Source organism: Pseudomonas sp. GG8, from assembly GCF_052976945.1.
On the sequence record NZ_JBRIIP010000001.1, the window covers coordinates 1295877 to 1308576 of the forward strand.

A 12700-nucleotide genomic window follows, 5' to 3' on the forward strand; every position below is an offset into this window, starting at 1 on the left:
GGAAAGGTGACGTGCGGCGTGCAGCCCCGTTAAACCTTTCCACTCTGAATGCCTTTAATGCACCGATTGCCTGGCAGATTTCCCAGCGGGCTTATTGATAGAACCGAGAATGCTTTTAATGCGTTGCCACTCTACGCGAGCTTCGACGTATTTTTTTTCGGCCCTTCTTTTTGCAGTTGAAAATTCGTTCCAGACGTCTGGATTCAGCGTTTCTTTCTTTAGAAGCGAATACGCATGATTATCAAGTTGATCCGCTTCAAAGAAAAGTTGGTTGCTCCTTGTTGCTGCTTCTTCCCAGCTGACACCGGTGACTTTCTTGAATTTATCGTGAATCATTCTGAGCTCCTTTTTTCAATCTCGAAGGGCGTTCTAACTTGGGTTAAACCCTTCGTTGGGCGAAAAATTCCACCCGTTGAATCTTCCTGGTAAAAGACGACAACTCGCTCCTAAGCGACGCCCGATGAGTCACTATTTTTACACTGAATTAAACAAAATTGAACGGTTATTAGCCTCTCTGCGATAGGCGGTTTTTGCCGCTCTAGCGCGCACTTTTCGCGCTGCCTGGCTGACAGTGCTGCGTATAAAAGACTACTGTTTGATGGACCACCGTAGTCGATTCGAGCATCGGCGACCTTGCCGTTGCGGGTGCCATCTCCGCTGTCATCAAGTTGTACGATGATCACCCTGCTGCAATGGCTCGACCGCGAGTAAGATAGGCAGCGCAATCTCGTCCCTTGAGATTGCTGAGGCGGGTTGAATAGAGAGCCGTCAGGCTCCGGCTGTCCGTCTTGGTTCCGTATCGAAATTTCAGAGTAAACAGAAAAAGGCGATCACTGAAAATGAGCAAAACCTCGCGTCCTTTATATATTTCCTACGCTGGACCTTCCCTGCTGGAGATGCCGCTGCTGAACAAGGGCAGTGCTTTCACGCCGCAGGAGAGGGTCGAGTTCAACTTGATCGGGCTGCTGCCGCAGAACGTGGAGACGATAGAAGAGCAAGTGGCTCGGGTTTTCAGCCAATACAACCAATGCGCCAGCGACCTCGACAAGCACATTTACCTGCGCTCGATTCAGGACAACAACGAGACGTTGTTCTTCCGTCTGCTCGACTCGCACCTGGATGAAATGCTGCCGATCATCTACACACCGACGGTTGGTCAAGCGTGTCAGGAGTTCTCGAAAATCTATCGCACCCATCGGGGGCTGTTTGTCTCGTACCCGGAGCGCGACCGTATTGACGACATTCTGCGCAGCGCGACCAAGGATCAGATCAAGATCATCGTCGTCACCGACAGTGAGCGAATTCTCGGCCTGGGCGACCAGGGCATTGGCGGTATGGGCATCCCGATTGGTAAGTTGTCGCTCTACACCGCGTGCGGTGGGATCAGCCCGGCCTACACGTTGCCGATTGTGCTCGACGTTGGCACCAACAACCGCGAGTTGCTGGACGACCCGATGTACATGGGCTGGCGCCATGAGCGTGTAACCGGTCAGGAGTACGAAGAGTTCGTCGCGATGTTCATTGAGGCGGTGCAGCGTCGCTGGCCTGACGTGCTACTGCAGTTCGAAGACTTTGCCCAATCGAATGCGATGCCATTGCTGAATAAGTACAGGGACCAATTGTGCTGCTTCAACGATGACATTCAAGGCACCGCTTCGGTCGCGGTGGGTACGTTACTCGCGGCCTGTAAAGCCAAAGGCGAGACCCTTGGAGAGCAGGTGGTGGTGTTTGTCGGTGCCGGTTCGGCAGGCTGTGGCATTGCCGAACACATCATTGCAGCGATGCAGATACAAGGGCTGAGTGAGAGCGAAGCACGCAAGCGCATTTTCATGGTCGACCGTTATGGCTTGCTGACCGAGAACATGACTGGCCTGCTGGAATTTCAACAGCGCCTGGCACAGAAAACCGAGGATGTAGCAGGCTGGGCAGGCGACGAGGCATTCCCGCAATTGCTCGATGTTGTCAGCCACGCCAATGCCACCGTCATGATTGGTGTGTCGGGCCAGCGGGGCTTGTTTACCGAGCAGGTAATCCGCGAAATGCACAAGCATTGCGCCAAGCCGTTGGTGATGCCGATGTCCAACCCAACCTCCAAAGTCGAGGCCACACCGGAGGAAATCCTGCGCTGGACCGATGGTAATGCCTTGGTCGCCACCGGCAGCCCGTTTGCTCCGGTATCGATCAATGGCCGCACGGTCCATATTGCTCAATGCAACAACTCTTACATTTTTCCGGGGATTGGCTTGGGCGTCATCGCAAGCAAGGCCTCGAGAATCACCGATAAGATGTTGATGGCCGCGTCCAACGCTTTGGCGGAGTGCTCGCCAATGGTGACGGGGCTGGGTGATGCAGTACTGCCACCGATCAAGGATATCCAGGCAGTCAGCAGGAAAATTGCCTTGGCAGTTGCCAAGCAAGCTCAAGCTGATGGCGTGGCGCTGGAAACCTCAGAAGACATGTTACTTGCGGCTATCGAGCGCAACTTCTGGATGCCTAACTACCGGGACTATCGCCGCAAGTCGGTTTGATCGTCACCCGGCTTAAAAACCGTTGATAAAGGCCGCTGCAAGGCAACTTGCAGCGGCCTTTCGTTTTCTTGAAGAAAGCATAGGATGGCCTCGGACAACAAAACAATAAGAAGACCAGCGAGGGCTGCATGCAAGCGACGAGTGAGCCGTATGACTATGTGATTGTGGGCGCCGGACCTGCGGGCTGCTTGCTGGCCAATCGGCTTTCGCAAAACCCTGCACACCGCGTGCTGTTGCTCGAAGCCGGCGGGCTGGACAATTACCCCTGGATTCATATCCCGGTCGGCTATCTCTACTGCATCGGCAACCCACGTACGGACTGGTGCTTCAAAACTGAAGCCGAGCCCGGGCTTAATGGTCGTTCGCTCAACTACCCCCGGGGCAAAGTGCTGGGCGGCAGTTCATCCATCAACGGCATGATCTATATGCGCGGCCAGGCCCATGACTATGATGACTGGGCGGCTCAAGGCAATGTGGGCTGGGGTTGGAAAGAGGTATTGCCGTTATTCAAACGCTCAGAAAATCACTACGCCGGCGACTCTGCCATGCATGGCGCGGGGGGTGAATGGCGGGTGGAGCCGCAACGGCTGTCATGGGGCATTCTTGATGCCTTTCGCCAGGCCGCAGCGCAGACTGGCATCGAGTCTATCGACGACTTTAACGGCGGCGACAATGAAGGTTGCAGTTACTTTCAGGTCAATCAGCGGCGCGGCGTACGCTGGAATGCGTCCAAGGCATTTTTGCGGCCTATTGCGCAGCGCAAGAATCTGACAGTCCTCACAGGCGTGGAAGCGTCACGTATCGAATTCGAAAATGGCCGCGCGAGTGCCGTTGTTGCGCATGTTCAGCAGTGCGAGCAACACTTGCGCGCTCGCCGAGAGATCATTCTGTGCTGCGGGGCCATTGGTTCGCCGACGTTGTTGCAGCGATCCGGCATCGGCCCGAGACCCTTGCTTGAGAAGCTCGGTATCGGTGTGCGTCATGAGCTGCCAGGCGTAGGGAGCAATCTGCAGGACCATCTTCAACTGCGGTTGATCTATCAGATCAGTAACGGTAAGACCCTCAATCAGATGGTTGGCAGCCTTTGGGGCAAGATCAACATGGGCCTGCGTTACGCGATCAATCGCAGCGGTCCGTTGGCGATGGCGCCAAGCCAATTGGGCGCCTTCGCCCGCTCGGACCCTGAGCAGCGCTCGGCCAACCTTGAATATCATGTGCAACCGTTATCGCTGGAGCGCTTCGGTGAGCCGTTGCACAGTTTTGCCGCGTTCACTGCTTCAGTCTGCAATCTGCGACCCCTGAGTCGCGGGACGGTCGAAATTCGTTCTGCTCTTGTGGATGAGCCGCCTTCGATTTGCCCGAACTACTTAAGCCATGAAGCCGACCTCCATGTGGCGGCCGATGCGATACGCCTGACCCGGCGGATTGTCGCTGCGCCCGCATTGGCGAGTTTTCAGCCGGTGGAGTATCTGCCTGGCGCGAATCTGCAAAGCGAAGAACAACTGCGTCAGGCCGCCAGTAGCATTGGCACGACGATTTTTCATCCTGTCGGCACCTGCAAGATGGGGCAGGGCAGTGATGCTGTTGTCGATGAGCGTCTGCGGGTACGGGGTATCAGTGGCTTGCGCGTGGTAGATGCGTCGATCATGCCGACGATTGTGTCAGGCAATACCTGTTCGCCGACCCTGATGATCGCCGAGAAGGCTGCCGAGATGATTCTTGCTGACGGGGCCGCGATCAGAGCAGGGTAAAGGTGCAACGCCCGCGCCAGGCCGAACAAAAAGGGAGATTGAAAGGCAGGCTGGCGCGAATGGCGCAACCGACGGATGAGAGGGGATCAACGCGCCAGCGCCAGCCTGTAGGGAAAACGCTGAATGACTTCAGCGTTCCAATCACAACGAGAGATCAGGCTTTAGAACTTAGCTTCCACATCCAACTGCAGGGTGTTGGTTTTGGCGTCGGTCTGGGTGCGGCTGGCGTAATCTGCGTCAGCCATGTAGTAAGTGGCGCCGACTGCGAAGTTCTTGTCGATGTCGTAACCCACCTTGAACTTGTGCCCACGCGAACCGGTGGTGCCGTTGGCGAAGTCGGAGTCGGTGAAGGCGCCGACCACGGCGTTGCGCTGAACATCGCGGTAGTTGTAATCGAGGTTGAAGACATACAGGCGTGTCTTGAAGCCTGTCAGCCAGGCGGTGTCCTGGTCACTGCTGGTCCCGTTGTTGAGAACATATTGTCCATAAAGGGTGAGCGGTACTGGCAGGCCGCTGATGTCGATCTGACCGAAGCCTTCGTACAGTCGGAAGTCGCTGGTGGAGTTGCCGTTGACTGCCAGTGCGCAAGGCGTGGTTACCGCGCCGGTGGTCGGGCAGCGACTGTCGCTGCCGTTGTCATAGGTATAGAGGCTACCGCCCAAGGTGACCTTGAGGTTGTCGGTCGGTGCAAAGCGTGCACCGAGTTGGCCTGCGTACAGGCGCAGGTCGTGACTGAACTGTACGCCCTCGCCATCGACGTTGTCTTTGAGCGTGTAGTAACCAGCACTGCCGAACAGCTCAGTTTTGCCGCCAAGCGGGTATTTATAAGTGGCCGCCAAACCTTCTGGGTTGATGTCGCTATCCCAGATGACATCGCCCATGCTCACCCATGGCTGGACCATTTTGCCGCCGATCAGGTGAAGGTTTTCCACAGCTTTGGGGTGGAAGTCGATATAGGCCTGGTCCAACCAGATTTGTTTCTTGTCGAAGTAGCCATTCAGGTCTTGGTTGGTGGAGCGAGCATCATCTCCGCCACCAGTGGCAATACGGATGCCGGTGTCAACCTGCGGGTTGATTTCACTGTAAGCACCCAAGCGGGCCCGGATGCGTTGGCGGTTTTTGTCGGCGCCGTTGTTGGATTCGCCGTCGATCTTGACGGTCTCTTGGCGCACACGGACATCGCCCTTGAACTGGGTCTTGGAAGCCCAAGCCACTTTTTTCTCGAACGCGCTCAGGTCTTCTTTCTTGACCTGTTGGGAGACAGCCTGTTGCTGGGCTTGTTGATCTTTACTCAGCTCGGCTTGCAGCTCAGCATACTGTGCGGGCGAGATGGAACCATTGGCCTTGAGCATTTCGAGCAGTTTTGCATCGACTGCGGCACTGGCTGGAACGCTCATGGCCAACACCATGCCACCACAAAGTCCCGCTGCAATTCGTGTAGAAACAAAACGCATAATGATCTCCAAATTTATGATGAGGTGACATACGTCTCCTCAGGAAAAGCTGGCGCTTTCCGCTCGCGCCATGTGGGGCGGTAACCCCTTGTTCAAAAAACTGGCGCCAGTATTACCGGAGATCATTACAGAGAAGTGGCAGGGTTATAGCAGATAGGTGACACAGCTTTTGACCGAAAAGGCTTGATCTAGAGCCGTTGGTGATATAGACGAGAGGCGCAATTACGCCCAGGCGGCGTTCCGCATTTTCGGGTTTTGATGCGGCTGAACACATTGGTGTCGCGGTTCACTCGATCAATCGTGATCTGCAGATATTGCCGGAGTCGCCGCTGATCTGCTCAGCAAAGCGGGTCAGGCGCTCACCCACAGCAACGTCCCGCGCAGAGTGGCGATCATTTGCTTTACGGACTGGGTGGTTTCCGTCTGCAAATCCATAAGAGGTGCAACCCTGCGTCGAGCGGCTGGCAATGATCTGAACGTCGCGTCATTAATCATCCCGCGTCAGCACTTCCAGCAACTCAATGTCGAAAATCAGGTTTGAGTTCGGCTTGATGTGGGCGCCGACCTGCCTTTCGCCGTAGGCGAGGTGGGCCGGCACAAAGAGTTTGCGCTTACCGCCGACTTTCATGCCCATTAGTCCTTGATCCCAGCCTTTGATCACGCGTCCGGTTCCGATGACGCACTGGAAAGGCTTGCCGCGATCATAGGAGGAGTCGAACGTGGTTCCGTCCTCCAGAAAACCGTTGTATTGGGTGGTGATCAGGGCACCTTTGACCACTGCCTTGCCGTCACCGGGTTGAATGTCCACGACCTGTAGTTCGCTGCTCATCACGTACTCTCGTTCATTCGACAAACGCTGAAACGCTATCAACGTCTGTTCAGGAAGCGTGATCGTAGCCCACGACGTTGCCCCATCAAAGTGAACTTGTCCTGTAGGGCATTTGATGAGGGTGGAGAGGGCGAATGTTTAGTCCTCAGGTAACCAAGCATTGTTAAAACTGGATTGAATGACCTATAGCGCTGTGTGACGCTGCAACACATCTATTGTTGGCGGCATTTTTTATGGATGGGTTGAACGGAGGGATCAGGCACGGACTTTTGACTGGTACAGCCGTGACCTGCGTTCCGTCTCAACACCCCCGGCCAATATCGGTGCAAGGTACCTGCGCGCTCCCTTCCGAGTTGGACTTTTGGGCGTTGTGGCATTGTCGCCATGCGCGTCCACCGGATGGCTCTTTTTCTGGTTAAACCTTCATTCGCATTTGCCTGACGTTTTTTAGCGTGCGGCAACGTGTGTGTTTACCAACCGGCAAGCGCCCGAGCGCGTGCCTGGAAGAAAAAGTGAATCGCCATGAGTTTTGCTCCCCTGCAAGAAGCCCTGAGTTTTCTTGAGCTGAATCCCGATATCGAGATGTTCGAACTGTTCATCCTCGACAACAACGGCGTACCTCGCGGCAAGTTGCTGCACCGTGATGAATTACTCGCGGTGTATGAAAGCGGCCGGCCGTTGCCAAGCACGATTCTTGGCCTGACCATCAATGGTGAAGACGTTGAAAACTCCGGGCTGGTCTGGGATGTGGGCGATATCGATTGCCGCGCTTATCCGGTGTCCGGCAGTCTGCAGCGCATGCCCTGGAGGCAGATTCCCACGGCGGCGGTGCAGGTCAGCATGCACCCGGAGCAAGGCATGCCGGCATCGGTAGCGGACCCGCGCCGCCTGTTGGTCAAGGTTATCGATGGGCTCAAGGCTGACGGGTATTACCCGGTGATGGCGGCGGAGCTTGAGTTTTATCTGCTTGATCGCCAACGCGACAGCAATGGCCGTCCGCAGCCGCACCGGGATGTGGATGGCGGCCGGCCTGTGGCGACTCAGGTGTACGGCTTGCGTGAACTGGAACAGATTGAGCCGTTTCTCGCCGATCTTTATAGTGCCTGCAAGTTGCAAGGGATTCCGGCGCGCACAGCGATCTCCGAATATGCGCCAGGACAAGTAGAGATCACCCTTGAGCACCGTGCCGATGCGTTGCAGGCAATGGACGAAGCAGTCCGCTACAAGCGATTGGTCAAAGGCATCGCGCACAAGCACGGAATGATTGCCTGCTTCATGGCCAAGCCGTTCGATGACCTGGCCGGCACCGGCATGCACATGCATGTCAGTCTCGCGGACGAACAGGGTAACAATCTGTTCGCCAGCGAGGCCGCTGACGGCACGCCACTGTTGCGCCACGCCGTGGGTGGGATGCTCACGACGCTGCTTGATTCGTTATTGCTGTTCTGTCCGAACGCCAACTCTTATCGTCGATTCCAGACCAACAGCTACGCACCGTTGTCGGCGACCTGGGGGGTAGACAATCGCACGGTCAGCCTGCGCGTACCGGGCGGTCCAGCATACACCCGCCATATCGAGCACCGTATCTGCGGTGCCGATGCCAATCCCTATCTGGCAGCGGCCGCGATTCTGGCGGGTATTCATTTGGGTATCCGCCAGCAACTGGACCCCGGCGCACCGGTCGAAGGCAATGGTTATTCGCAGGCCGCGCAATTATTGCCGACAGACTGGCTGACGACTTTACGTGCGCTGGAAGCCTCTGGCTGGGCACGAGATGTATTTGGCAGCAAGTTTCTGCAGGTCTATCTTGCCGTCAAACACGCCGAGTATCGGCAGTTCATGGGTGAAGTAGGTGAACAGGATTGGCGCTGGTATTTACATCAGGCTTAGGCAGGCAATGTAGCCAACAGGCATGGTGAAGGAAGGTTCTGGCCTGCCATGGTTTGTTTTCCTACAGGAAAAGAAACCATCCTGAACCCTTCGCTCGCATCCTTTTCACAAAAAATTGATGCTTGATTGATTAATATTTTTCACGTCGGAGGTGGCCAGTGATCAGGTTTGTTTCGGCGTATTTTTTATTTTGATCAAGCAGGCCTCATTCTGAACGTCAAAGCTGTACGCCCTGAGCTTGTCACCCTGATTGCCAGCTGTTTTTTGCTGTTCGGGTTCAACGTAACCCTGTGGCTGCACCTTTTTGCAATCACGGCTGCGGACTGGGAAGGCATCGCCATGCGCGTTGCCTTCGGCGTCATGGTGCTCTGCATTTTTAATATTGTATTGACGTTTTTGGCGTTCAAACGTGTATTAAAGCCCGTCTTGATATTCTTGTTTTTGGTCAGTTCCAGCGTGGCTTATTTCATGAGCCAGTACGGCGTCATGATCGACACTGGGATGCTGCGGAATTTTGCTGAAACCAATGCCACTGAAGTGCGTGACTTGCTCTCGGTGAAGATGGCTGTGTATATCGTATTGTTGGGTATCGTGCCTTCTTTGATACTCTGGAAAACCACGATCAACTACCGTCGCTGGCACCATGATCTGATCAGTAAAGCCTTGGTCACCGTGGCCTGCACCGGGCTAATCGGTGTGGTCGCGATGGCGAACTATCAGGGCTTGTCTTCCTTGTTTCGCAATCATCACGAACTGCGCTTGATGGTGGTGCCGAGCAATTATATCGGTGCATCGGTGGGGTACTTGCGTGAGCAGGTCGTTTCGGCACAACGCCCGTTCGTGAAAATTGGCGAAGATGCCAAACGGTCAACCGGCTGGGACCTGCACACCCGAAAATCATTGACAGTACTGGTGGTGGGGGAGAGTGCGCGAGCCGAGAATTTCGGGATCCTTGGCTACAACCGCGATACAACACCGCAGCTTCAGAAAGAGAAGGGTGTGATCGCTTTCAGCGACGTACATTCTTGCGGGACCGAGACAGCTGTGTCGGTGCCCTGCATGTTTTCCAACATGGCGCGCAAGGACTACAGCGCCAGCAAGGCCAAGAATCAAGAGGGCGTTCTTGATGTGCTCAAGCATGCAGGGCTGAACGTTGTCTGGCGCGACAACCAGTCAGGCTGCAAAGGTACCTGTGATCGAGTCACCGTCCAGGACGTGAGCAAGCTCCAGGACCCGGTGCTGTGTGCCAATAACGAATGCCGCGACGAAATCCTTCTGCAGGGGCTGCAGCATTTTATTGATAACCTGGATCAGGACACGGTCCTGGTGCTCCATCAAATGGGCAGTCACGGTCCCGAGTATTTCAAACGCTACCCTAAGGCGTTTGAAAAATTCACGCCGGTATGCGAAAGCAACGCCCTGAATAATTGCAGTCGTGAAAGCATCGTTAACGGTTACGACAACACCTTGTTGTACACCGACCATGTCTTGGCCAGCTTGATCGATACCCTGCGCAGCAATCAGGGCAAGGTGGATACCGCCATGCTGTATATGTCCGATCACGGCGAGTCATTGGGCGAGTACAACTTGTACCTGCACGGCACGCCCTATCTGCTGGCGCCGGACCAACAGAAACATGTGCCGATGGTGGCCTGGTTTTCTGAGGCGTATCAACACGCGTTTTCGCTCAATGCGAACTGTGTGCAGCAACAGCGAAATGCGCCCTTGAGTCAAGACAACCTGTTTCACTCCATGCTCGGCTTGTTGCAGGTCGACAGCACCGTCTACGACCCCAGCCTCGATATGTTCGCGGGCTGTCGTGGGGTGATGACAGACGGTGTGCTGGCCAGTCAGTAGCGTTGTAATGGATACCTTTGGTTTTGGCTTTTGGCCGTTTATCTGCTGATCATTTATAAAGAGTCTGCTGGCCATGTCTGCGCAACCACCCCCACCCATTGATCGTGAATTTTCCAGGCGGCGCGAGCATGAACTCGCTCGGCACTCTCTGAAAAAACATCCTCTTGGGTTTTCAGGACAACTTGGCCATTGGCGTGATGAGCAATTGGCCAGGCACGCCTTGAAGGTGGCTGGCGACCCTGGGTTGGTTCTGGCTCTGCCCACGGGTGCAGGCCGTTTCTGGCCGGTACTGACCGAACATACCAATCGGGTGGTCCTGGCAGCGGACCCCTCCTTGGAAATGCTTGCCGTTGCCGAGGCCAGTTTTCCAGCTGAAAAGCTTAAACGGATCAAGACCTTTCAGACATCGCCGCTCTCTATCGACCTGTCAGCCAATGCGGTGGACTGCATTTTCTGTATGCGTCTGTTTCATCATGTCGCTGATAGTGATCAGCGCTCGGCAATCCTGCGTGAATTCCACAGGGTGACCCGTGACACCGTCATTGTGTCCTTGTGGGTGGATGGCAACATTAAGGCCTGGCGGCGCAAGCGTTTAGAGCGCGGTCGCGCGAGCGCTGAACCGATAGCCTCGAAGATGAATCGCTTTGTCGTAAGCCGGGCCGCTATAGAAGCTGAATTCGAACAGGCTGGTTTCCAGATCCTCGGCCATCATGATGTTCTGCCCGGCTATGCGATGTGGCGGGTTTATGTGTTGCGTAAATCATAAGTTTCAACCCGGTCATCGGTCGGGTTTTCATCGCAGGATTGCAGGAAGTTATTCAAGACTTGCAGTGCAGATGCGCGGTAACCGGTGAGGGCGATATATACTGCGCGCCATTCTTCAAGGGAGAGCCGTGTGGCCATTGATATTCACTGGATTCGCGACGACGCCAGCCTCGCCCAACATTGCCGCGAATGGCAGTCACTGCCCTTTGTCGCCCTCGATACCGAATTCATGCGGGTCGATACTTTTTACCCGATTGCCGCGTTGCTGCAGATCGGTGATGGTGCTCGCGCCTACCTGATCGATCCGTTGCTGATCAACGACTGGCGGCCAATGTGCGCGCTGCTCGAAAACCCCTCCGTGATAAAAGTGGTCCACGCCTGCAGTGAAGACCTGGAAGTACTCCTGCGTCTGACCGGCAGTCTGCCTGCGCCGCTGTTCGACACGCAGTTGGCTGCTGCGTACTTGAATCTCGGGTTTTCCATGGGGTATTCACGCCTGGTTCAGGAAGTGCTGGGGATCGACTTGCCCAAGGGCGAAACCCGTTCCGACTGGTTGCAGCGTCCGTTGTCCGAGACTCAGATCAGCTACGCTGCGGAAGATGCAGTGCATCTGGCTGAGGTCTACAGCATCCTGCAGCCCAAGCTGTCCGAAGAGAAACACGCCTGGTTGCTTGATGACGGTGCGGAGTTGGTCGCCAATCTGCGCCGCGAAACCGATCCCGACGAGCTTTACCGCGAAGCCAAGCTGGCGTGGAAGTTGTCCCGCTCGCAGCTGGCGGTGTTGCGCGAGTTGTGTGCCTGGCGCGAACGTGAGGCGCGGGCCCGCAACTTGCCGCGCAATCGGGTTATCCGCGAGCACTCACTGTGGCCCTTGGCCAAAACGCAGCCGGACAACCTTTCTGCGCTGGCAAAAATTGAAGATATGCATCCCAAAACCGTGCGACAGGACGGTGAGTTTCTGATCGACCTGATCAAGAAATCCGCCAGCCTGCCTCCTGATCAGTGGCCTCAAGCGTTGCCTGAGCCATTGCCTATCGAAGCTGCAGCGGTTCTGAAGACGTTGCGTGTTATCGGCCAGCAACAAGCTGAGAGGCTGAACATGGCCCCTGAACTGATGCTGCGCAAAAAGACCCTGGAAGCGTTGCTGAAAAGTGGCTATCCCAATGGTCCCTATCAATTGCCTGATTCGCTGCGTGGCTGGCGCCGCGAACTGATGGGCCAAGCGCTGCTCGACAGCCTTGCCTCTGCTGGAGAACAGCCTTGAAACGTATTTGCTCCATTTATAGAAGCCCGCGTAAAAACGAGATGTACCTGTACGTGCTCAAAAGCGATGCGCTCAAAAAGGTGCCCGCAGACTTGCTGATCGCTTTCGGGCCGCCGACCCATACGTTCGATCTGGTGCTTAGCCCCGAGCGCAAGCTGTCCCGCGAGGACATCAATCAAGTGCTTGAGAATCTCGACAAGCAGGGCTATCACCTGCAAATGCCGCCAGCAGAAGACGAGTACATCGAGCACCTTCCCGAAGAGCTGCTGCGCCGTAACGATCCTCTGTAAAGAGCCCTCGTCCGACACGTCGGCGCAGTGGACTGCTTCTTGAGTGCGACTGATATCGATGGGGGCTGCCCC

General features: G+C 55.6%; 10 protein-coding genes. 7 read left to right on the forward strand and 3 right to left on the reverse strand.

What is annotated here, in order from left to right:
• Positions 1-54 precede the first annotated feature (54 nt).
• The gene (locus ACVBEG_RS06355) at positions 55-336 is read right to left on the reverse strand and encodes a hypothetical protein (protein WP_219064245.1); all 282 of its coding nucleotides are present in this window, start codon (positions 334-336) and stop codon (positions 55-57) included.
• Positions 337-839: 503 nt separating this feature from the next.
• Here ACVBEG_RS06355 and ACVBEG_RS06360 point away from each other — a divergent pair.
• Together ACVBEG_RS06360 and ACVBEG_RS06365 are read left to right on the forward strand one after the other, a co-directional pair.
• Positions 840-2528 (forward strand): NAD-dependent malic enzyme, encoded by a 1689-nt coding sequence (locus tag ACVBEG_RS06360; RefSeq protein WP_322180331.1) that lies wholly within the window; start codon positions 840-842, stop codon positions 2526-2528.
• Between the two features lie 128 nt (positions 2529-2656).
• The gene (locus tag ACVBEG_RS06365; protein WP_322180330.1) at positions 2657-4279 is read left to right on the forward strand and encodes a GMC family oxidoreductase; all 1623 of its coding nucleotides are present in this window, start codon (positions 2657-2659) and stop codon (positions 4277-4279) included.
• Between the two features lie 161 nt (positions 4280-4440).
• Here ACVBEG_RS06365 and ACVBEG_RS06370 read toward each other — a convergent pair whose 3' ends face one another.
• Both ACVBEG_RS06370 and ACVBEG_RS06375 read right to left on the reverse strand, forming a co-directional pair.
• Positions 4441-5733, reverse strand: coding sequence for a putative porin (locus ACVBEG_RS06370; protein ID WP_322180328.1), 1293 nt, complete (start codon positions 5731-5733; stop codon positions 4441-4443).
• A gap of 487 nt (positions 5734-6220) precedes the next feature.
• On the reverse strand, positions 6221-6562 hold the full coding sequence (locus tag ACVBEG_RS06375) for an FKBP-type peptidyl-prolyl cis-trans isomerase (protein ID WP_322180326.1): 342 nt from the start codon (positions 6560-6562) through the stop codon (positions 6221-6223).
• A gap of 522 nt (positions 6563-7084) precedes the next feature.
• Between ACVBEG_RS06375 and ACVBEG_RS06380 the strand changes: the two genes are divergently transcribed.
• The 5 genes from ACVBEG_RS06380 (at position 7085) to ACVBEG_RS06400 (ending at position 12628) form a co-directional block, all read left to right on the forward strand.
• The gene (locus tag ACVBEG_RS06380; RefSeq protein ID WP_322180324.1) at positions 7085-8452 is read left to right on the forward strand and encodes a glutamine synthetase family protein; all 1368 of its coding nucleotides are present in this window, start codon (positions 7085-7087) and stop codon (positions 8450-8452) included.
• 207 nt (positions 8453-8659) lie between these two features.
• Positions 8660-10309: a phosphoethanolamine transferase gene (locus tag ACVBEG_RS06385; protein WP_322182766.1), complete on the forward strand. Its 1650-nt coding sequence runs from the start codon at positions 8660-8662 to the stop codon at positions 10307-10309.
• 73 nt (positions 10310-10382) lie between these two features.
• Positions 10383-11075: a class I SAM-dependent methyltransferase gene (locus ACVBEG_RS06390; protein ID WP_322180322.1), complete on the forward strand. Its 693-nt coding sequence runs from the start codon at positions 10383-10385 to the stop codon at positions 11073-11075.
• A gap of 129 nt (positions 11076-11204) precedes the next feature.
• Positions 11205-12338 (forward strand): ribonuclease D, encoded by a 1134-nt coding sequence (gene rnd / locus ACVBEG_RS06395; protein ID WP_322180320.1) that lies wholly within the window; start codon positions 11205-11207, stop codon positions 12336-12338.
• Positions 12335-12628, forward strand: coding sequence for a YcgL domain-containing protein (locus ACVBEG_RS06400; protein ID WP_219064233.1), 294 nt, complete (start codon positions 12335-12337; stop codon positions 12626-12628). The genes rnd and ACVBEG_RS06400 overlap by 4 nt, the downstream gene beginning before the upstream one ends.
• The last annotated feature ends 72 nt before the right edge of the window (positions 12629-12700 follow it).